3 protein-coding genes (1 of these 3 running past the window's edge) are annotated in these 24279 nt (G+C 64.1%); all 3 read left to right on the top strand.

Annotation, left to right across the window (positions count from 1 at the left end; translation table 11 throughout):
- Tightly spaced (each overlapping or abutting the next), the 3 genes in view from ACI2KB_RS01230 to ACI2KB_RS01220 form a layout consistent with a single transcriptional unit that may run on beyond the window.
- Nucleotides 1-6711, top strand: partial view of an amino acid adenylation domain-containing protein gene (locus ACI2KB_RS01230; protein ID WP_404630600.1) — the 3' portion only. It extends 3021 nt beyond the left edge of the window; the window shows 6711 of its 9732 coding nt (coding positions 3022-9732); its start codon lies off the left edge, out of view; the stop codon is at nt 6709-6711.
- A complete protein-coding gene (locus ACI2KB_RS01225; protein ID WP_404630598.1) occupies nt 6711-22877 on the top strand; it encodes a non-ribosomal peptide synthase/polyketide synthase in 16167 nt (5388 codons plus the stop codon). The genes ACI2KB_RS01230 and ACI2KB_RS01225 overlap by 1 nt, the downstream gene beginning before the upstream one ends.
- Nucleotides 22870-24279, top strand: coding sequence for an aspartate aminotransferase family protein (locus tag ACI2KB_RS01220; RefSeq protein ID WP_404630596.1), 1410 nt, complete (start codon nt 22870-22872; stop codon nt 24277-24279). The genes ACI2KB_RS01225 and ACI2KB_RS01220 overlap by 8 nt, the downstream gene beginning before the upstream one ends.

Below are 24279 nucleotides of genomic sequence, written 5' to 3'. Positions count from 1 at the left end.
CCGTTCGAACAGTTGGTCGAGGCGCTGGGCGTTTCCCGCAACCTCAGCCACAACCCGCTGTGCCAGGTGAAATTCACCCAGCAGTTCCCGCTGCCGCAGAACGTCGACATGGGCGGTCTGCGCATGGACGTCAACCAACTGGACGACTTCTCCGCGCACTTCGACCTGGGGCTGGACATCACCGACACCGCCGAAGGCATTCAAGCGGTGTTCACCTATGCCTGCGACCTGTTCGACGAGCCACGTATTGCCGGTTTCGCCGCCGATTTGTTGCGCATCTGCGCGCAGGTAGTGACCCAGCCGAGCGCACGTCTGGCCGACTTGCAGGTCTCTGCCGTGCTGTCGCGACTGGACGCCGAAGCGGTGTCGTTCCCGGCCAGCGACGTGCTGAGCCTGTGGGACGCCAGCGTCCTCGCGCAGCCTGAGCATCTGGCGTTGCGCTGTGAAGAACAGCACATCGATTTCGCCACGGCGGACGCCGATGCCAACCGTCTGGCACAGCATCTGCGTCAGGCCGGCGTGGGCGTTGAAAGCCGCGTCGGCCTGTTGCTGGAGCGCTCCGTGGAGTTCGTCGTCGGCTTGCTCGCGGTCCTCAAAGCGGGCGCGGCTTACGTGCCACTGGACCCGAAATGGCCCGCCGAACGTCAGGCCTTCGTGCTGGCGGACAGCGGCGCGCGCTGGCTGGTTAGCGATGCTGCAGCGCCTGCGGACTTCAAAGGTGAGGTCGTTGCGGTCGATGCGAATGCGCACTGGCGCTCGCAACCGGCCACCGCGTTGAACCTGCGTCCGCATCCGGAACAGGCGGCGTACCTGATCTACACCTCGGGCACCAGCGGCACGCCAAAAGGGGTGGTCATCAGTCACGCTGCACTGGCCGATTACGTTCAGGGCCTGCTCAAGCGCGTGGACTTCGCGGCTGACGCGAGCATGGCCATGGTCTCCACTGTGGGCGCGGATCTGGGCCATACCGTGCTGTTTGGCGCGTTGTGTTCGGCGCGCACACTGCACCTCATCAGCCCGGATCGCACCAACGACGCCGACCGTTTTGCCGCCTACATGGCCGAGCACAACGTCGGCGTGCTGAAGATCGTGCCGACGCATTTGAGCGGTCTGTTGCAGGCCGCCCGTGCCGCTGACGTGCTGCCCGAGCACGCGCTGATTCTGGGCGGCGATGCGCTGCCATGGGAGCTGGTGGCGCAGGTCAAGCGCCTGAAGCCCGCTTGCCGTGTGATCAACCATTACGGCCCGACCGAGACCACGGTTGGCGTGCTGAGCAATGAGTTGGGTGAGGCTTTCGCGACAGGCGAGAGCGCGCCGATTGGTCGTCCGTTGCCCAACGCATCGGCGTTGATCCTCAACGAACAACTGGAACCGGTGGTGCAGGGCGACGTCGGCGAGCTGTACATCGGCGGCCCCGGTCTGGCGCGGGGGTATCACGACCGTCCGGCCATGACCGCCGCGGTGTTCATCCCCGATCCGAGCGGCAATGGCCGTCGCCTGTACCGCAGCGGCGACCGTGCGCGTTTGCTGGCTGACGGGCAGATTCAGTTCCTCGGCCGTGCCGACGATCAGGTCAAGGTGCGCGGCTATCGCGTGGCGTTGGGTGAGATCGCCCAGCGTCTGCGTCAACTCGATGGCCTGCGCGACGCCCATGTGCGGGTCGATGATCGTGGTCAGTTGATCGCCTATGCGCTGATCGCCAAGGGTGCATCGGTCGATGGCGAGGCCCTGCGCTCGCAACTGGCCGACAGCCTGCCGGACTACATGGTGCCGAGCCACGTGTTGACGCTGGAGGCTTTCCCGGTCACCGCCAACGGCAAGCTCGACCACGCCGCACTGCCGACGCCGCAGGTGGTGTCGCAGAGCTTCGAAGCCCCGCACGACGGTGTTGAAGCGACCCTCGCTGCATTGTGGGAGAAGGCCCTGAACGTCGAAGCGGTCGGTCGTCACGACAACTTCTTCACCTTGGGCGGCGACTCGATCCTCAGCTTGCAGATCATCGCCCGTGCCCGCCGTCAGGGCATCCGCCTGACGCCCAAGCAATTGTTCGAGAAACAGACCATTGCCGAGCTGGCGCAAGTGGCCGTGGTCGCGGAAGCCAAGCCCGCTGCCGCAGCCGTTGCAGCACCGGTTGCGCCTCGCGATTTTGCCCTGACGCCGATTCAGGCGCGCTTCTTTGCCTTGCCGGTGGCCCAGCGTTCCCACTGGAACCAGTCGCTGTTGCTCAACCTGCCGAACGCGTTGGACACCACGCTGTTGCAGCAGGTCCTCAGCGCGCTGCTGGCGCAGCACGACAGCCTGCGCCTGAGCTTCCACCAGGGTGACGACGGGCAGTGGCTGCAACGTTATCGCGACAGCGAAAACGTCGAGCGCCTGCTGTGGACCTGCGAGCTGACCCGTGAAGAAGACCTCGCGTCGCTGAGCGATGAAGCCCAGCGCAGCCTCAACATAGAAACCGGGCCGTTGCTGCGCGTGGTGCATGCACGCCTGCCGTCGGGCGAAGGCCGCTTGTTGCTGGCGATTCATCACCTGGCCGTCGATGGCGTGTCGTGGCGCGTGCTGCTGGAAGACTTGCAACACGCCTACAGCCGTCTGGCCGCCGGGCAAAACATGGCGCTGGCCGAGAAAACCGCGAGCTTCCAGACGTGGTCGCACGCGCTGCAAGACCTCGCACGCAGCCCGGCCTTGGCCGCGCAATTGCCGCACTGGCAAGGCTTTGCTGCCGCCGATGCCTGCCTGCCGGGGGACTCCTCGGTTCAAAGCCTGATCGGCGCGAGCGAGAGCGTCAGCCTGACCCTTGATGCGCAAGACACTCGCCGTCTGCTCAGCGAGGCGCCTGCGGCCTATCGCACCTGCATCGACGATCTGCTGCTGGCGGCGTTGTCTCAGGCGTTGTGGCAATGGACCGGGCGCCGTCGTCACGTCATCAGCCTTGAAGGCCATGGCCGTGAGAACGTCGCTGGAACTGCCGCAAGCGCGCTGGATCTGAGCCGCAGCGTCGGTTGGTTCACCAGTCTGTACCCGCTGGCACTGGATGCCAGCGACGATGCCATCGCCACCCTGAAAACGGTCAAGGAAGCGGTGCGCGCCGTGCCGGAAAAAGGCTTGGGCTACGGCGTCCTCAAATACCTGTCCAAGGCTGACCTGCCCGAACTGGTGGGACAGGGCGTGACGTTCAACTACCTGGGCCGTTTTGACGACGCCGAGGGTGCGCTGTTCTCGCTGTCCAGCCAGACCCTCGAACATTTGCGCGATCCGCAAGGCCTCTTGGCCAACGCGTTGACGGTCGATGGCCAGGTGCGCAATGGCCAGTTGCACTTGGACTGGACCTTCAGCACCGAGCGCTTCAGCCGCGAAAGCATCGAGCAACTGGTGGCGCTGTATCGCGAGCAACTGGTGAAACTGATTGCCCATTGCAGCGACGAACACAACGCCGGTCTGACCCCTTCGGACTTCCCGCTGGCCGGTCTCAACCAGGCGCAACTGGACGCGCTGGCGATCCCGGCGCGGGAGATTGAAGACATCCTGCCGCTGGCGCCGATGCAGCAGGGCATTCTGCTGCACAGCCTGCTGGAGCGCGGCAACGGCATCTACCTGATGCAAGACCAGTACGAGGTCGGCAGCGCGGTGGATTTCGAAGCGTTCAAGTTCGCCTGGCAGCAAGTGGTGCAACGTCATCCGGCCCTGCGCAGCGCGTTCCACGGGTTGGAAAGCGGGGTGCAGCGTCAGGTGGTCATGCGCCGCGTGCCGTCGCCTGCGCAACTGATCGACCTCAGTCACTTGTCCCGTGAAGCCGCCGAGGCCGAGTTGGAAGAAGTGTTGGCCGCCGAACGGGAGCAGGGCTTTGATTTCGCCCGTGCGCCACTGCTGCGTCTGCGCCTGGTGAAGTTCGGCGAAGCGGATTTCCGCATCGTGCAGAGCCACCACCACGCCCTGATCGACGCCTGGTGCCGGGGCCTGATGCTCACCGAGTTCTTCGCCCATTACCGGGCGTTCCTCGACGGGCGTCACGTCAGCCTGCCTGCCGCACGTCCGTATCGCGACTTCCTCGCCTGGCTCACCGAGCAAGACGAAGCCGTCAGCCGCGACTACTGGCGTCAGGCGCTGGCCGGGTTTACCGATGTCACGCCGTTGCCGTATCGCCACAGCCCTCACGGCGAGCCGCAAATGCGCGACGTGACCCTGGCCCTCGGCAATGCGCAGACCACGAAACTGGCCGATCAGGCCCGGCAGCATCGCCTGACCGCCAACACCTTCGTGCAGGCGGCCTGGGCCTTGTTGCTGATGCGTCATGCCGACCGCGAAGAAGTGCTGTTCGGCGTCACGGTCGCGGGGCGTCCGACCGAACTGGAGGGGATCGAAGGCGCCCTAGGCCTGTTCATCAACACGCTGCCGCTGCGGGTTCAGCGTCCGGGCATGGGCGCCTCGGCGCTGGAGTTGCTCAACGCGTTGCAGGCGCAGAACGCCGAGATGCGTCAGCACGAGCACATGTCGCTGGCGGACATCCAGTTGCTGGCCGACACCCCCCGTGGCCAACCGCTGTTCGACAGCCTGTTCGTCTTTGAAAACGTTCCGTTGGGCGCCGAGGTTCAGCAGGCCGTGAACGAATACCGGATCAATCCACTGGCCAACCGCACCCACACCAACTACCCGTTGACCGTGGTGTTGCTGCCAGGCGAATCGCTGCAATTGCAGCTGACCTACGACACCCGCCACTTCAACGACACCGACATGGAAACGCTGGTCGGGCATTTCCGTCGCTTGCTGTCGCAACTGATCGACAACCCGCAGCAGACCCTCGACCAGTTGCAGGTCCTGGAGCAGGCCGAGCGCACGCAACTGCTGGGCTACGGTGAAGGGCCGGTGCAGAAGCACTGGTACGAGATCAGCTATCTGGAGCGTTTCGAGTCCCGCGTGCAGGCGCATCCGTCGCTGGAAGTCGCGCGTTGCCAGGGCCAGAGCCTGAGCTACGACCAGTTGAATCGCGATGCCAACCGCATCGGCCACGGCCTGATTGCAGCGGGTGTGCAGGGCGATGACGTGGTGGCGCTGTTCGCGCCGCGTGGCCTGCCGCTGCTGAGCATGATCATCGGTGCGTTCAAGGCCGGTGGTGCCTACCTCGCGCTGGACGATCGTCATCCGGCGGGGCGCAGTGCGCGGATGCTGGTCAGCAGCGCGGCGCCTGTGTTGCTGACGCCACGGGATTGCCTCGTGCACGTCGAAGCCATTCTTCAAGGGATCGAGACCAACAAGCCGCGACTGCTGATTCTGGAAGACCTGTTGGCGAACGGCCGTGATGACAATCCGGGTCGCTACGCCAGCGCCGAACAACTGGCTTACGTGATCTACACCTCGGGCTCCACGGGCGAGCCGAAAGGGGTGATGGTCAACCAGCGCGGCATGCTCAACAACCAGATGTCCAAGCTGCCGTACCTGCGTCTGGGCGAGGGCGACGTGATCGCCCAGACCGCCGCCACCGGTTTCGACATTTCGGTGTGGCAATTCCTGACGGCACCGCTGTTTGGCGGGCGCGTGGAAATTCTGCCGGACATTGTGGTGCATGACCCGCAACGCCTGCTGGAAGAAGTGGTGGCCAATCAGGTCAGTGTGCTGGAGTGCGTACCGGCGGTGATCGACGGCATGCTCGCCGTCGCGCCGCACAAGCTCGACGCGCTGCGCTGGTTGCTGCCAACCGGTGAAGCACTGACCGTGGACCTGGCTGCGCGCTGGTTCAACCGCTACCCGAACGTGCCGCTGGTCAACGCCTACGGCCCGGCGGAATGTGCCGACGACGTGGCTCTGCACACCCTGACCGCCGCGCCGGCTGCCAAAGCCAACATGCCGATTGGTCGCCCGACCGACAATAACCGCTTGTACGTGCTGGATTCCAGCCTGCAACTGGCGGCGCCGGGAGTGGTGGGTGAGCTGTACATCGGTGGTATCGGGGTAGGGCGTGGCTACGCAGCACGTCCGGGCCTGACCGCTGAACGCTTCCTGCCGGATCCGTTTGGTGAGCCGGGCGCACGCCTGTACCGCAGCGGCGACCTGGCGCGCTGGAACGCCGAGGGTGCGTTGGAGTACGTCGGTCGCGCCGACTTCCAAGTGAAGATTCGCGGCCAGCGCATCGAGCTGGGCGAAATCGAAAACGTGCTGCTGGCGCAACCGTCGGTGCACGACGCCGTGGTCAGCGCGCAACCCACCGCCCACGGTCCGCAACTGGTGGCCTATGTGGTTGCCGAGGCTCAGCATGCGCTGTCCATCGACGTGCTCAAGACCGCGTTGGGTCAGGAACTGCCTGCGTTCATGGTTCCGGCCCACGTGATGCTGCTGGACCGCCTGCCACGCAACGCCAACGGCAAGCTGGACCGCAAGGCCTTGCCTGCGCCGACCGTGCAGGCGCGTCACTTCGAAGCGCCACAGGGCGAACGCGAGGAAATCCTCGCCGAACTCTGGCAGGGCCTGCTGAACGTCGAGCGGGTCGGTCGCGACGACAACTTCTTTGAACTGGGTGGGCACTCGCTGCTGGCGACACGGCTGTTGTCGCGCATTCGCGAGCGCTTGGGCGTGAGCATTCCGTTGGCGCAAGCCTTCGAGGCCACCACCGTCGCTGCACAGGCCGCCCTGATCGACACCTTGCAGGGGCAGACCCTGACGCTCGACCGCCTCGATGCGCTGGACGAGTTAATGAATGAGCTGGAGGAAAGCAACTGATGTCGCAACCGAGCATGACTTCGCACAGCAAGCTGCTGGCACTGGCCACCCGCTTCCTCAGCCTCGGCGCGGTGCAGCGCCGGGTGTTTCTGGGCAAGTTGCGTGAGCAGGGGCTGGACGCGTCGGCCTTGCCAATCCCGTCCGGTGTGGCTGGCGAGCGCAGTCCGACCTCCTTTTCTCAGCAGCGTCTGTGGTTTCTCGAACAACTGGAGCCGGGCAACAGCACCTATCACCTGCCGGGCGCCCTGCGCCTGAAAGGCACGCTGGACGTGGCCGCCGTGCAACGGGCATTTGCCCGTGTCGCCGAGCGCCACGCCAGCCTGCGCACGGTGTTCGACAGCGCTGAAGACGGCACGCCGCAACAGGTGGTTCTGACGTCTCAGGCGATGCCGTTCGAGCAACTGAACGCCGCCGATGACGTTGAGCAGCAACGCCTGGCCGATGAATTCGCCCGTCGCCCGTTCGACCTCGCACAAGGCCCGTTGTGGCGGGTGGCTCTGGTTAAACGCGCCGTGGACGACCATGTGCTGCTGGTCTGCCTGCACCACATCATTGCCGATGGCTGGTCGATTCAAGTGCTGTTGCTGGACTTCGTACAAGCCTATCGCGCGGCGCTTGAAGGCGACGATTCGGCGCTCCCGGCGCTGCCGTTGAGCTATGCCGACGTGGCCCTGTGGCAACGCGCTTGCCTGGAAGCCGGTGAGGGCGACCGCCAACTGGATTATTGGAAACAGCAATTGGGCGACGAGCCGCCGGTACTGGAATTACCTGCTGATCGTCCACGTCCGGCGCGCCAGAGCTATCGCGGCGCGCGCCTGCCGTTCAGCTTCGACAGCGCGCTGGCTGCCCGCCTGCGCGAGGTGGCGAAACAGCGTGGCGTGACCCTGTTCACCGTGATGCTCGCCGCCTACCAAGTGTTGCTGCAACGGCTCAGCGGCCAGACCGACCTGCGTATCGGCGTGCCGATTGCCGGCCGTCAACGGGCTGAAACCGAGGGGTTGATCGGCTTCTTCGTCAACACCCAGATTCTGCGTGACGAGGTCACGGCCGACGCCACCTTCAACCAGATCATCGACACCGTACGCCTGACCTCCCAAGGCGCGCAGGCCAATCAGGATTTGCCATTCGAGCAATTGGTGGACGCCCTGGCCCCTGAGCGCAGCCTGAGCCACAACCCGCTGTTTCAGGTGCTGTACAACCATCAGCAGCGCCAGGACGAAGCGCTGCAATTGATGCCCGGCCTGAGCGCGACCCTGATGCCGCTGGACAGCGGCAGCGCGCAATTCGACCTGGCCCTGCACACCTGGGAAAACGCCGCCGGTGAGCTGGCGGGCAACTGGAATTACGCCACCGACCTGTTTGACGCCAGCAGCATCGAGCGCTTGCATGGCCGCTTCGTGCAGTTGTTCGCGCAATTGCTGGAGCAGCCGGACGCAGCGATTGGCGACTTCGACGTGCTGGATGTGAAGGACCGGGCTCAGTTGGCCTTGGTCAATGACACGGCCCACGACTGGGCCGGTGAAACGCCCATCGTGCATCGCCATTTCGAGCGTCTGGCCGCGCTGCATCCTGCGCGTGAAGCCTTGCGCTGTGGCGATCAGGTGTTGAGTTATCAGCAACTGGACCAACGTGCCAACCAACTCGCGCATTACCTGCGTGCGCAAGGCGTGGGCCGTGAATCGCTGGTGGGTGTTGCCACCTTGCGTTCCTTGGAAATGGTCATCGCGCTGTACGCCGTGGTGAAGGCGGGCGCCGCTTATGTGCCGCTGGACCCGGAATACCCGGTGGACCGCTTGCGCTACATGCTCGAAGACGCCGGGATTGGTTTGCTGCTGAGCCATGACGCGGTGATCAACGACCTGCCAGTTATCGAAGGCTTGCAGGTGCTGAATCTGGATCGTCTGGCATTGGATGATCAGCCGGTCACCGCGCCGGTTGTCGAGATTCATCCCGAGCAACTGGCCTACATGATTTACACCTCGGGTTCCACCGGGAAGCCAAAAGGCGCAGGCAATACCCACGCCGCGCTGTTCAACCGTTTGGCGTGGATGCAGGACGCTTATCAACTCGACGCCACTGACGCCGTGCTGCAAAAAACGCCGTTCAGCTTTGACGTGTCGGTCTGGGAGTTCTTCTGGCCGCTGATGGTCGGCGCGCGTCTGGTCATGGCCCAACCGGGTGATCATCGCGACCCGGCGCTGCTCACTGCGTTGATCGCTGATCACCAGATCAGCACGCTGCACTTCGTGCCGTCGATGCTTGCGGCCTTCATGGCGCAGGACGATTTATCCGGCTGTGCCTCGCTGAAACGCATCGTCTGCTCTGGCGAGGCCCTGCCTGCCGACCTCGCTCGGGAAACCCTGCAGCGCCTGCCAAACGCAGGATTGTTCAACCTCTACGGCCCGACCGAAGCGGCCATCGACGTGACTCACTGGACCTGCGTCAACGAGCCGGGTGCGTCAGTGCCCATTGGCCGTCCGATCGCCAATCTGCAAATCCACATCCTCGACAGCCGCCTGAACCCGCAACCGATTGGCGTGCCGGGGGAGTTGTACATCGGCGGCGACGGCCTGGCCCGTGGATATCACCAGCGTCCGGGCCTGACCGCCGAGCGCTTCGTTGCCAGCCCATTCGGTAACGGCGAACGCCTGTACCGCACCGGCGACCTGGCGCGCTGGCGTGCTGACGGCGCGGTGGACTATCTGGGTCGTCTCGACCACCAGATCAAACTGCGCGGTCTGCGCGTGGAAATCGGTGAGATCGAATCGGCGCTGCTGGATCATCCTGCGATCAACGAAGCGGTTGTGGTGGCTCGTCAGTTGGCCACCGGCATGCAGCTCGTGGGCTATCTGGTCGCTGAAGCGTTCGACGAAGAGCAACTGCGCACCCAACTGAAACAACGCCTGCCGGACTACATGGTCCCGGCCCACTTGGTCACGCTGGACAAGTTTCCGCTCTTAGCCAATGGCAAGCTCGACCGCAAGGCCCTGCCTGAACCGCAGGTGCAGCAACGTGATTTCGAGGCACCACTGAGCGGTGTCGAAAGCGAACTGGCAGCCCTGTGGCAAGACCTGCTTGGCGTAGCGCAAGTCGGTCGGCAGGACAATTTCTTTGCGCTGGGCGGCGATTCGATCCTCAGCCTGCAAATCATCTCCCGCGCCAAGAAACGCGGGATTCAGCTGTCGCCTCGGCAGATGTTCGAACGCCAGACCATCGCCGAATTGGCGCAGGTCGCCCAAGTTGTCCAGTTGGTCAACCGCGATGCAACCGCCGCCCTGGCGCGTGTCGAATTCAACCGTGACATCCCGCTGACGCCGATCCAGCATTGGTTCTTCGAACAACCGATGCGCCGTCGCAGCCACTGGAACCAGTCGCTGCTGCTGACCCCGAGCGAAGCGCTGGAAGCCCCGGCACTGGCGCAGGCGTTGCAGGCGCTGATTAACCATCACGACGCGCTGCGCATGGGTTTCGTGCAGCAGGACAACGGCCACTGGCAGCAGCGTTATCGCGCAGAGGAAAGCGCTGAAGGCTTGCTGTGGCAGCGCGAAGTCAACGCGGCCCAGCTCACTCAAGCCTGTGACGAGGCTCAAGCCAGCCTTGATTTGAAAGAAGGCCCGCTGCTGCGCGCCGTGCATTTCACGCTGGCCGATGGCAGCGAGCGCTTGCTGCTGGTGGTCCATCACCTGGTGGTGGACGGGGTGTCGTGGCGCGTGCTGCTGGAAGACCTGCACAACGCCTACGTTCAGGCGCAGGCAGGTTTGACCGTCGATCTGGGCGAGAAGGGCCTGTCGTTCCAGCGCTGGGCCAATCGTCTGCTGGACTTCGCCTACAGCGACGCCGTGCTGGCCGAAGCCGATTACTGGCGAAGCCTGCCCGCCGCAGCCCAATTACCTTGCACCCACCCCAAGGGCACATCGCAGCAAGGCGCAGTGCAGCAGTTGCACCTGCAACTGGATGCCGAGCGCACGCAAGCGTTGCTCAACGAGGCCCCGGCGGCGTATCGCACGCAGATCAACGACCTGCTGCTGACGGCATTGACCCGCGCCATGCGCCAGTGGAGCGGCGAGCCTCGCGCGTTGATTGCGCTGGAAGGCCATGGCCGCGAAGACCTGTTCGACGGCTTCGACCCGTCGCGCACCGTGGGTTGGTTCACTAGCCTGTACCCGGTCAGCCTGCATGCGGATGACGACCTCGACGCTGCCCTCAAACACACCAAGGAAACCCTGCGCGCCGTGCCCCATGGCGGGTTGGGCTACGGCCTGCTGCGTCATCTGCGCGGCGAAGCGCTGCCAGCGCTGGATGGCTGCGTGCTGTTCAACTACATGGGCCGCGTGCAGAACAGCAGTGGCCTGTTCAACCTGGCGACCGAAAGCAGCGGCAACCAGCGCGCCGCCGACGCGCCGATGGCCTGCGAGTTGTCCATCGACGCGCAAGTGCGTGACGGCCAGTTCAGCCTGACCTGCAGCTACAGCGGCGAACGTCACGAAGCGGCGTCCATTCAACGCCTGCTGGACGCGTACGGCGAAGCGCTGGACGCGCTCATCGCTCACTGCCGCAGCCGTTCGGCGGTTACCCCGTCGGACTTCCCGGCGCTGGCGCCGACCCAGGCGCAACTGGACGCGCTGCCCGTTGCGGCGCGCGACATTGAACAGCTTTACCCGCTGACACCGATGCAACAGGGCCTGCTGTTCCACAGCGAACTTGCGGATAGCCACAGTGCGGATGCTGCCCGCGATCTGTACATCAACCAGGTCGCGCTGGACATCGACCACCTGCCGCTGGCCCGCTTCAAGGCCGCATGGACCGCCGCCGTGCAGCGCCATCCGATCCTGCGCGCTTCGTTCCTGCGCCTGAGCGGCACTCAGCAACCGGTGCAATTGATTCGTCGCGATGCGACGTTGCAGGTGCGCGAACTGGACCTGCGCCACGGTGATCAAGCCTTGGCCGACGTGCTGGCCGCTGAGCGGGAAACGCCGTTCAACTTGCAGGACGCCCCGCTGATGCGGGTATTGCTGGTGCGCCAGAGCGAGACCCTGTGGAAACTGGTGTGGACCTTCCACCACATCCTGCTCGACGGCTGGAGCAGTGCGGCGGTGTTGGGCGAAGTGATTCAGGCAGCGATGTCCGACGTTGCGCCGATGCCTGCCGGGCATTACGGCGATTACGTCGAATGGCTGCTGAGCCGCGACGCCGAACAGAGCGCGCAGTTCTGGCAAACCCATCTGGCCGGTTTCGAGCAGCCGACTTTGATGGCCACTGCGTTGACCGCGCCAACGTCCGCTACCGGCGAGCCGCTGCCGACGCAGGTGCTGGTCAAATCGATGGATCTGGACAGCGCGCTGCTCAACAGCGCCGCACGCCGTCAGCGCGTGACCGCCAACACCCTGATTCAAGCGGTGTGGGTGCTGCTGTTGCAGCGCTACACCGGGCAGAAGCGCGTGGCGTTCGGTGCCACGGTGTCGGGCCGTTCGGCTCAGGTGCCGGGCATTGAGCGCATGCTCGGCCTGTTCATCAACACCTTGCCGCTGGTGCAGGCGCCAGACGCGCAGCAGAAGGTCGGCGACTGGCTCAACGACCTGCAGGCCCACAACCTGGAACTGCGTGAACACGAACACACGCCGCTGTTCGAAGCCCAGCGCTACGCCGGGCACGCCGGGCGTGACCTGTTCGACAGCCTGGTGGTGTTCGAAAACTACCCGGTAGACGACGTGCTCCGCGAAAAACACGTTGGAGGTGTCAACCTGGGCTCGGTCGAACTGAGCGACAAAACGCACTATCCGCTGAGCCTGGCCGTGGTCGCGGGTGAAAACGCCCATATCCACGTCAACTACCACAGTAACGTCTTCACCGCCGAGCAAATCGAACGCCTGTGCGGCCACTTCCAGGCGCTGCTGGATGGCCTCTGCCGCTTCCCCGAGGCGCGCATCGGCGAGCTGTCGATGCTGACCGAGCAGGACCTTTGCGAAATTCACGCCTGGAACCGCCCACCCTTCTCGCCGTACGTGGATCGCCCGATTCATGAACTGATCGCCGACCACGCACGCCTGCGTCCGGACTCGATTGCCCTGGTGCACGGCGAACAACGCTTGACCTTCGCCGAGTTTGATCGCCGCGCCAATCAGCTCGCCCACGCCTTACGCGCTCGTGGCATCGGCACCGAAGTGCGAGTGGCAATTGCCATGGAACGTAGCGTCGATTTGTGGCTGTCGTTCATGGCCGTGTTGAAAGCGGGCGGGGCGTACATCCCGCTGGACCCGGATTACCCGACCGAGCGCCTGCGCTACATGCTCGAAGACGGCGGCGTGAAGCTGCTGATTTCCCACGATGCTGCGCTGAACCGCGTGCCGGTGGGCGACGTGCCGTTGCTCAATCTGGATCAACTGGACGTGGCCAACGAACCGGTCACGGCACCGGACGTGGTGATTCATCCGCAGCAACTGGCCTATCTGATCTACACCTCGGGTTCGACCGGCAAGCCCAAAGGCGCGGCCATCGCCCATGGCGATATTTCGATGCACATCCAGACCATCGGCGAGCGCTACCGCTTCACCCCGGAAGATCGCAAGTTCCACTTCCTGTCGATCAGCTTCGACGGCGCCCACGAAGGCTGGATGATGCCGCTGTGCTACGGCGCACGTGTGGTGTTGCGCGATCAGGAGCTGTGGAGCGTCGAGCAGACCTACGACACGTTGATTCGTGAAGGCATCACCGTCGCATCCTTCCCGCCGAGCTACCTGCGCCAGTTGTCCGACTGGGCGGGCTTGCAAGGGAAGGGGCCGGGGGTGAAAACCTACTGCTTCGCCGGTGAAGCCTTCAGCCGCGAAATGCTGCACGACGTGATTCGCAACTTGCAGCCGCTGTGGATCATCAACGGCTACGGCCCGACCGAAACCGTGGTCACGCCCACGTTGTGGCTGGCTTCGGCGGAAACGGCTGATTTCACCACCTCTTATGCGCCGATTGGTGATCTGGTGGGTGATCGCCAAGGCTACGTGATGGACGCTGATTTGAACCCGCTGCCGCAAGGCCTGGCCGGTGAACTTTATCTCGGTGGCGCCGTGGCACGGGGTTACCTGGACCGTCCGGGTGCGACCGCCGAGCGCTTCCTGCCGCACCCGTTCCGTCCGGGCGAACGCCTCTACCGCAGCGGCGACCGCGTGCGTTTGAACAGCGAAGGTCTGTTGGAGTACCTGGGCCGTATCGACCACCAGATCAAGATTCGTGGTTTCCGCATCGAGGCCGGTGAAATCGAAGCGGCGCTGAAAGGCTGTGAAGGCGTGCGTGAGGCGCTGGTCATTGTGCGTGACGGGGCGAACGGCAAGCAGCTATTGGGCTACGTCGGCGGTAACGACCTGAACGACGAGCAAATCAAACAGCAGCTCAAAGTGACCCTGCCGGAGCACATGATTCCGGCGCACATCATCGTCATGGCGCGCCTGCCACAGCTGCCCAACGGCAAGCTGGACCGCAATTCGCTGCCAGATCCACAGATCAGCTCCAGCGACTACCAAGCGCCGCAAACCGCGCTGGAACAACAACTCGCCGCATTGTGGCAGCCGTTGCTGGGCCTTGACGCGGTGGGGCGTAACGATCACTTCTTCGAGCTTGGCGGCCACTCGTTGCTGGCGATGCAACTGATCTCGCGCCTGCGCCATGAGCACGGCCTCAGCGTGCCGCTGCGCGCGCTGTTTGAAGCGCCGCGTCTGGCGGATTTCGCCCTGCGCGTCGCGCAACTGGACGCACCCGCGTCGCAGCTTGAACTGACGCCGCGGCACGCCACGCAAGCGGTGCAATCGTACTCGCAACAACGCTTGTGGTTCCTCGACCAACTGCAACCGGGCGGCCACACCTACAACCTGCCGGGGGCCGTGCGTTTCATTGGCGAGCTGAACGAAGCGGCCTTGCAGAGCGCTTTCGACGCGCTGACTGCACGCCACGAAGTGTTGCGTACCCGGTTCATGGCCGGTGAAGGCATTCCGTTGCAGAAGATCGAGGCTGCGCGTTCGGTCGAGATCGAACGTCTGGACATCAGCGCTGAAGATGACGTTGAAGCCACGTTCAATGCACTGGCGCAAGGCTTCGTCCAGCGTCCGTTCAACCTGTCCCACAGCCCGGTTTGGCGCGTGGCGCTGGTGCGTGTGACGGCAAACGAACAGCGCCTGCTGCTGTGCCTGCACCACATGATTTCGGACGGCTGGTCAGTTCGCGTGCTGCTGCGGGAGTTCAGCGAGCTGTACGGCGCTGCCGTGGAAGCCCGTGCCGCGCAACTGGCCGAGTTGCCGGTGCAGTACGCCGACTTCGCCGCCTGGCAGCGCGACTGGCTGGCGGCGGGGGAAGCCGAGCGGCAACTGCGCTATTGGCGCGAGGAACTGGGTGACGACCATCCGGTGCTGGTACTGCCGACTGACCGTCCGCGTCCGGCGCAGCAAAGCTATCAGGGTGATCGTCTGCTGTTCGCCTTCGATGCCGCGTTCAGCGAGCGTCTGCGCGGCTTCGCCAAGTCCCAGGGCGTCACGCCGTTCATGGCGGTGCTCTCGGCGTATCAAGTACTGCTGCATCGTCTGAGCGGGCAGAACGATCTGCGCATTGGCGTGCCGATTGCCGGGCGTTCGCGTCTGGAAGTGGAAGGCCTGATCGGCTTCTTCGTCAGCACTCAAGTGCTGCGGGCCGAAGTCTCGGCAGAGCAGACCTTCCGTGAAGTGCTGGAGCAGGCCAAAGCCAGAACCCTAGGCGCCCAGGCCCATCAGGACCTGCCGTTCGAGCAACTGGTCGAAGCGCTGCAACCTGAACGCAGTATGAGCCACAACCCGCTGTTCCAGGTGGCGTACGACCACCAGCAGCGCGCGTTCGACCAACTGGCCTTGCCCGGCGTGCAGGCTGAAATCCTGCCGCTGGACGACGGCAGCAGCCAGTTCGATCTGGCGCTGAACACCCATGAGGACGCCAACGGCGCGTGGGGCGGGTCGTGGAATTACGCCACCGACCTGTTCGACCACGCCAGCATCGAGCGTTTGCATGGCCGCTTCGTGCAGTTGTTTGCGCAGTTGCTGGAACAGCCGGATGCGGCGATTGGCGATTTCGACGTGCTGGACCTGAAGGACCGCGCGCAGTTGGCGTTGGTCAATGACACGGCTCGTGAATGGTCGGCTGAAACGCCGGTCGTGCATCGCCATTTCGAGCGTCTGGCTGCACTGTATCCGGAGCGTGAAGCGCTGCGGTGCGGCGACCAAGTGTTGAGCTATCAGCAACTGGATCAGCGTGCCAACCAGCTCGCGCATTACCTGCGTGCTCAGGGCGTAGGTCGTGAGTCACTGGTGGGCGTGGCGACGCTGCGTTCCGTGGAAATGGTCATCGCGCTGTACGCCGCGGTGAAGGCGGGCGCTGCTTATGTGCCGCTGGACCCTGAATATCCCGTGGATCGCCTGCGCTACATGCTGGAAGACGCGGGGATTGGCCTGCTGTTGAGCCACGACGCGGTGATCAGCGACTTGCCTGTTATAGAAGGCTTGCAGGTGCTGAACCTCGACCATCTGGCATTGGATGATCAGCCGGTCACAGCGCCGGTTGTAGAGATTCATCCCGAGCAACTGGTCTACATGATTTACACCTCGGGTTCGACCGGGAAACCGAAAGGCGCAGGTAACACCCACGCCGCGCTGTTCAACCGTTTGGCGTGGATGCAGGACGCTTATCAACTCGACGCCACTGACGCCGTGCTGCAAAAAACGCCGTTCAGCTTTGACGTCTCGGTGTGGGAGTTCTTCTGGCCGCTGATGGTCGGGGCGCGCCTGGTCATGGCGCAACCCGGCGACCATCGCGACCCTGCGCTTCTGACCGCGTTGATCGAACAACACCAGATCAGCACGCTGCACTTCGTGCCGTCGATGCTCGCTGCGTTCATGGCCCAGGACGACCTCTCTGGCTGTGCTTCGCTGAAACGCATCGTCTGCTCTGGCGAAGCCCTGCCTGCGGACCTTGCACGGGACACCTTGCAGCGCCTGCCGAATGCTGGCCTGTTCAACCTCTACGGCCCGACCGAAGCGGCCATCGACGTGACTCACTGGACCTGCGTCAACGAGCCGGGTGCATCGGTGCCGATTGGCCGCCCGATTGCCAACCTACAAATTCACATCCTTGACAGCCGCCTGAACCCGCAGCCGATTGGCGTGCCGGGCGAGTTGTACATCGGCGGCGACGGCCTGGCCCGTGGATATCACCAGCGTCCGGGCCTGACGGCCGAGCGCTTCGTCGCCAGCCCGTTTGGCAATGGCGAGCGCCTGTATCGCACCGGCGACCTGGCGCGCTGGCGTGCTGACGGCGAGGTGGACTATCTGGGTCGTCTCGATCACCAGATCAAACTGCGTGGCCTGCGTGTAGAAATCGGCGAGATCGAATCGGCGTTGCTGGATCATCCGTCGGTGAGCGAAGCGGTCGTAGTCGCCCGTCAACTCGCCACCGGCATGCAGCTCGTAGCCTATTTGGTTGCCGAGGCGTTCGACGAAGAGCAACTGCGAACCCAACTGAAACAGCGCCTGCCGGACTACATGGTCCCGGCTCACTTGGTCACGCTGGACAAGTTTCCGCTCTCAGCCAATGGCAAGCTCGACCGCAAGGCCCTGCCCGAGCCGCACGTACAACAGCGTGATTTCGAAGCGCCGCTGGAGGGCGTCGAACGCGAACTGGCGGCCCTGTGGCAAGACTTGCTCGGTGTTGAGCAGATCGGGCGCCGTGACAACTTCTTCGAACTCGGCGGGCATTCGCTGCTGGCGATTCAACTCGTGGCGCAGGTCCGTCGCGACCTCGCGCTGGAGTTGCCGTTGCGCGCCTTGTTCGATGCGCCGGTGCTGGCCGATCTCGCCCAGTACCTGAGCACCCGTGCCGAGCGTGCGGCGTTGCCAGCTTTGCTGCCCCGCAGCGAGCAGAGCGTTGCACCGCAGTCGTTCGCGCAACAGCGTCTGTGGTTCCTTGCGCAACTGGAGCCGGACAGCGCGGCGTACAACCTGCCGTGTGTGCTTCACCTGAACGGCGCGTTGCAGCTCGACGCCTTGCAGCGCAGCTTCGACGCGCTGGCGGCCCGTCACGAAAGCCTGCGCACCTGCTTCCGGCCGGGCGAGCAGGGCATTCCGCTGCAACGCATTCTGCCGGTGAGCAGTGTGAAGATGGCGCGGCATGACCTGCGCGACAGTGCCGATGTCGAAGCTGATTTCAGCGAACTGGCCCATGCCTTCATGAACCAGCCGTTCGATCTGGATGCCGAGCGCGCGCCGTGGCGTGTGGCGCTGGTGCGCGTGGCCGAGGATCAGTGGCGCCTGCTGCTGTGCATGCACCACATCATCTCCGATGGCTGGTCGGTGCAGGTCATGCTGGAAGACTTCGCCGCGCTCTATCGCGCTTTCTCTCAAGGCGAAGACGCCAGTCTGCCAAGCCTAAGCGTGCACTACGCCGACTACGCGATCTGGCAGCGAAAGGTGCTCAGCGGTAAAGAGCGTGAGCGTCAGTTGAACTGGTGGCGCGAGGCGTTGGGCGATGAACATCCGGTGCTGGAACTGCCTGCCGACCGTTCACGGCCTGCCGAGCGCGATGGTCAGGGCGGGCGCCATGCGTTCGTGTTGCCACAGGCGCTGGCCGACAAGCTGCGGCAGACGGCGCGGGCGCAGGACGCCACGCTGTTCATGCTGTTCCTGGCATCCTTCGACACCCTGTTGTACCGCCTGAGCGGCCAGCGCGATCTTCGCATCGGCGTGCCGGTGGCTGGGCGTGCCGAGCTGCAAACCCAAGGGTTGATCGGCTTCTTCGTCAACACCCTGGTGCTGCGTGCGCGGGTCAGCGGCGATCAGCCGTTCAGTCAATTGCTGGCGCAGGTCAAAAACAACCTGCTGGGCGCCCATGCTCATCAGGACCTGCCGTTCGAGCAACTGGTGGAAGCGCTGCAACCGGCGCGCAGTCTGAGCGTCAACCCGCTGTTCCAGGTCAGCTACAACCATCAGCAGCAACCGGACATGTCGCTGCTGCAATTCGACGGCCTGAGCTGCGAGGCGCAGCAGTGGGACATCAAGGGCGCGCAGTTCGATCTGGTGCTGGGCACGTTCGAGCATCAGGACGGCCGCATCAGTGGCTACCTCGACTACGCGACCGACCTGTTCGACGCTTCCACCGTGGAGCGTCTGTACGGCCAGTTGCTCACCGTGCTGAACGCCGTGTGCGCACAGCCCCAGACCGCGATTGGTGACCTGCCGTTGCTCAGTGAGGCCGATCTGGCGGCGCTGGATCAGTGGAACACGCCACCGTTCTCGCCGTACGTGGATCGCCCGATTCACGAACTGATTGCTGACCACGCACGCCTGCGTCCTGACTCGATTGCCCTGGTGCACGGCGAACAACGCTTGACCTTCGCCGAGTTTGATCGCCGCGCCAATCAGCTCGCCCACGCCTTGCGTGCGCGGGGCATCGGCACCGAAGTGCGGGTGGCGATTGCCATGGAGCGCGGTGTCGATTTGTGGCTGTCGTTCATGGCCGTGCTGAAGGCGGGCGGGGCGTACATTCCGCTGGACCCGGATTACCCGACCGAACGCCTGCGCTACATGCTCGAAGACGGCGGCGTGAAGCTGCTGATTTCCCACGATGCTGCGCTGAACCGCGTGCCGGTGGGCGACGTGCCGTTGCTCAATCTGGATCAACTGGACGTGGCCAACGAACCGGTCACGGCACCGGACGTGGTGATTCATCCGCAGCAACTGGCCTATCTGATCTACACCTCGGGTTCGACCGGCAAGCCCAAAGGCGCGGCCATCGCCCATGGCGATATTTCGATGCACATCCAGACCATCGGCGAGCGCTACCGCTTCACCCCGGAAGATCGCAAGTTCCACTTCCTGTCGATCAGCTTCGACGGCGCCCACGAAGGCTGGATGATGCCGATGTGTTACGGCGCCCGTGTGGTGCTGCGTGATCAGGAGCTGTGGAGCGTGGAGCAGACCTACGACACGCTGATCCGCGAAGGCATCACCGTGGCCTCGTTCCCGCCGAGCTACCTGCGTCAGTTGTCCGACTGGGCGGGCTTGCAAGGGAAGGGGCCGGGGGTGAAAACCTACTGCTTCGCCGGTGAAGCCTTCAGCCGCGAAATGCTGCACGACGTGATTCGCAACTTGCAGCCGCTGTGGATCATCAACGGCTACGGCCCGACCGAAACCGTGGTCACGCCCACGTTGTGGCTGGCTTCGGCGGAAACGGCTGATTTCACCACCGCTTATGCGCCGATTGGTGATCTGGTGGGTGATCGCCAAGGCTACGTGATGGACGCGGACTTGAACCCGCTGCCGCAGGGTCTGGCCGGTGAGCTGTATCTGGGTGGGGCGGTTGCAAGGGGGTATCTGGACCGTCCCGGCGCCACCGCCGAACGCTTCCTGCCGCACCCGTTCCGTCCGGGTGAGCGCATCTACCGCAGTGGCGACCGCGTGCGTTTGAACAGCGAAGGCTTGCTGGAATACCTGGGCCGTATCGACCACCAGATCAAGATTCGTGGTTTCCGCATCGAGGCCGGTGAAATCGAGGCGGCGCTCAAGGGTTGCGAAGGCGTGCGTGAAGCGCTGGTGATCGTCCGCGACAGCCCAAGCGGCAAACGCTTGCTCGGCTATGTCGGCGGCGATGTCGAAGGCAGCGGCATTAACGAAGACAGCCTCAAGCAACAACTGGGCAACACGTTGCCGGAGTACATGGTGCCTGCGCATATCGTCGTGATGGAGCGCCTGCCGCAGTTGCCGAACGGCAAACTGGACCGCAACGCGTTGCCGGATCCGCAGGTGGGCAATCAGGCGTTCGAAGCACCACAGGGCGAGCGCGAAGAGCAGTTGGCCAAGGTCTGGCAACACCTGCTGGGCATTGAAGGCGTCAGCCGTCGCGACAGCTTCTTCGAGCTGGGTGGCGACTCGATCCAATCCTTGGCGGTGATCACTCGCTTGCGTCAGGTCGGTCTGAAACTGCTGCCTAAGGACGTGTTCAGCCACCCTCGGCTGAAAGACCTCGCGCTGCGTCTGACCGTGGTCGAGGTCAGTGCCGAAGTGATCGAAGAGACGCCGCACGGCGCGGTGGCGCTGACCCCGATTCAGGCGCATTTCTTCGAACAGCCGATGGCCAACCGCGCGCACTTCAACCAGGCGTTGTTGCTGGAGGTGCAGCGCCCGGTGGAGGCGCCGCTGCTGGCCCGAGCGCTGGACGCCGTGCTGCGTCATTACGACGGTCTGAATCTGAGCTTCCGTTCGCAAGGCGAGCAGGGCTGGGCACAGACCTATCGCGAAACGCCTGCAACGGATGGGCTGTGGGTTCGCGATGTCGCGGATGATCAGGCGCTGACTGAACTCTGCGAACAGGCCCAGCGCAGCCTCGATCTGGAGAACGGCCCGCTGTTGCGGCTGGTACTGGCGCAGATGGCTGGCAATCAGAATCAGAGCCAGAACCAGCGCCTGTTGCTGGTGGCGCATCACCTGGTGGTGGACGGCGTGTCGTGGCGCGTGTTGTTGGAAGACCTGTCCCGTGCCTACACGCAACTGGCGTCGGAGACTCCGGTGAATCTGGGGCCGAAATCCAGCAGCTATCAGCGTTGGGCGCAGCATCTGGTGCAGGCGGCGCAGGCTCCTGAACGGGAAGCCGAAACCGCACAGTGGTTGACGCTGATCGGGCAAGAAGAGGGCGTCTGGCCGGTGGACAACGCCCAAGGCCGTGGGACCCAGCAGGATCTCGACCAGTGCGAACTGTTGCTGGACGCCGACCTGACCCATCGCCTGCTGCGTGAAGCCCCTGCCGCGCTGAATGCGCGCATGGATGAAATCCTGCTGGCGGCGCTGGCCCAGGCCCTCAGTGGCTGGACTGGCCAGACCAACAACTTGGTGGCGCTGGAAGGTCATGGCCGTGAGGCGTTGGCTGAAGGTCTGGACGTCGGCCGCACTGTGGGTTGGTTCACTAGCTTGTTCCCGGTGCGGGTCGAGGCAGCGAGCGACATCAAACAGACCGTCGAGCAGGTGCGTGCCGTGGTGCGTGGCTTGCCTGACAAGGGTGTCGGTTTTGGCCTGCTGCGTTATCTGGGCCATGAGCGGGTGCGCGAGCAACTGGCGGCGCTGCCGGAGCCGAAAGTGGTGTTCAACTACCTCGGCCAGTTCGATCAGGATCTGGGCGATGGGCGTTTCGCGCCGTCGAAGGTGAGCGCCGGTGCGTTGGTGGATCCGTCCACACCGCTGAACCGCGAGTTGGAAATCAACGGCCAGGTGTTCGCTGGAAAACTGGGGCTGACCTTCCGCTTCAGTGGTCAGCGTTACCAGCGCCAGTCCATCGAACGCCTGCAAGCGGCTTACCGCGCCGCGTTGATCGAGCTGCTGGACGGCCTGCCCGTAGGCAACGTGACACCGGCACAGGCCATACGCAGCCAAGGCGCACCGAATCCGCTGATTCGCCTGAGCACGGGCGTCAGTGAGAAGCCAACGGTGTTCTGCGTGCACCCGGTCAGTGGAACGGTGGTGGGTTACTACGCTCTGGCGCGCCGGTTGTCGACGCAGTGGGACGTGTGGGGCATTCAGAACCGTCAGGTGCTGGATGGCCAATGGCGTGACACCTCCATCGAACAGATGGCCCGGGATTACGTCAAGGCGCTGTTGGAGCACCAGCCTTCGGGGACGTATCGCCTGATCGGCTGGTCCATGGGCGGCACGATGGTGCTGGAAATGGCTCGTCTGCTGACCCGTCTGGGCAAGCGCGTGGCATTCGTCGGCCTGATCGACGGCTACGTGCCGGGCGCGGGCCAGCCTCGTCCACCGGTGCCGGACAACGCGCCTCGACCTCAAATCGATGCGGATTCGGAAGAAGGCGATGAGCACTGGCAGCAGTTGCTCGGCGTCGAGCGCCACATGCGTCAACTGGCCAACCAATGCCGGGACATCCCTGCCCTCAGCGTGCCGGTGTACGCCTGGTGGGCCGAGCGGTCCCCGGAAAATAACGAAAACGCACCGGCTCTACTGGAGCAGGGCATGGGTGGGCGCATGCAGGTTTCGGCCTGGATCGATGCCGACCACCTCTCGATCGTCCGTGATCAGCAGTTCATCACTCAACTTGCCGAGGCCCTCGCGCAAGTCAACGAACGCCCTCAGTCGAAAGATTTCCAGGAGCAGGAATATGCATAGTCAACAAAACGTGACGTCGATCAACGAGCTGAACCCGGAGGCCGCACTGGCCAACGCCCACTACCAGTTCGCGCCGACCCCGCGTCTGGAGCGCCAGGCGTCGGTGGAGTCCAACGCGCGCAGCTACCCGCGACGCATTCCACTGGAACTCAAGCGCGCCCAGGGCATTCATGTGCAGGACAGCGAAGGGCGCTGGTTCATCGATTGCCTGGCCGGGGCGGGCACGCTGGCGCTGGGGCACAACCACCCGGAAGTGGTGCAGTCGATGCGCAGCCTGCTGGACGGTCAGCGTCCGTTGCACACGCTGGACCTGATGACCGAAGCGAAAGACGAGTTCATCAACGAACTGTTCGCCTTGCTGCCGCCCGAGTTCGCCAAGGACGCGCGCATCCAGTTCTGCGGCCCGGCGGGCACCGACGCGGTAGAAGCGGCGCTGAAACTGGTGCGCACCGCCACCGGGCGCAGCAACCTGATGGCGTTCCACGGTGCCTATCACGGTATGACCCAAGGCGCGCTGGGGCTGATGGGCAACCTGGGGCCGAAGACTTATCTGGATGGCCTGGCCTCGAACGCGCAATTTTTGCCGTTCCCCTACGACTACCGCTGCCCCTTCGGTGTCGGCGGTGAAGCGGGCGAACGCATCGGCCTGCATTACATCGAAAATCAGCTCACCGACCCGGAAAGCGGCGTGCTGCCACCGGCCGGGATGATTCTCGAAACGTTGCAAGGGGAGGGCGGCGTGGTGCCTGCGTCCGCCAACTGGCTGCGGGAAATTCGCCGCATCACCCAGAACGCAGGCGTGCCGCTGATCCTCGACGAGATTCAGTGTGGCGTGGCCCGTACCGGCAAACCGTTCGCCTTCCAGCACGCCGGTATCGTCCCGGATGTGCTGGTGCTGTCCAAGGCCATCGGCGGCAGCCAGCCGATGGCGGTGGTGGTCTACAACAAGTCGCTGGACGTCTGGAAACCGGGTTCCCATGCCGGGACCTTCCGCGGCAACCAGTTGGCGATGGTCGCCGGGGCCACCACGTTGCGCATCGTGCGCGAACAACAACTGGATCTACACGCCGCTGCCATGGGCGAACGGCTGAGCGGTCACCTGCGCGCGTTGCAGAAGGATTACCCGCAAATGGGTGATGTGCGTGGTATGGGCCTGATGCTGGGCGTGGAAATGGTCGACCCCGAAGGCCGTCCGGACACGCTGGGCCGCTTCCCGCAGAACGGCCAACTGGCGTCGAAGATTCAGCGTGAGTGCCTGCAACGCGGGCTGATCATTGAGGTCGGTGGCCGTCATTCCAGCGTCATTCGCTTCCTGCCCCCGCTGATCATCACCGCAATTCAGATCGATCAGGTGGCCGAGATTTTCGGTGCTGCCGTCAGCGCTGCCGTACGCCTGCGTTAA

It is taken from the genome of Pseudomonas sp. NPDC088444 (assembly GCF_044900175.1).
In the GTDB taxonomy this organism is placed as follows: domain Bacteria; phylum Pseudomonadota; class Gammaproteobacteria; order Pseudomonadales; family Pseudomonadaceae; genus Aquipseudomonas.
The sequence above is the reverse complement of the archived record's forward strand: the minus strand, read 5'-3'. Positions and strand labels throughout refer to the sequence as shown.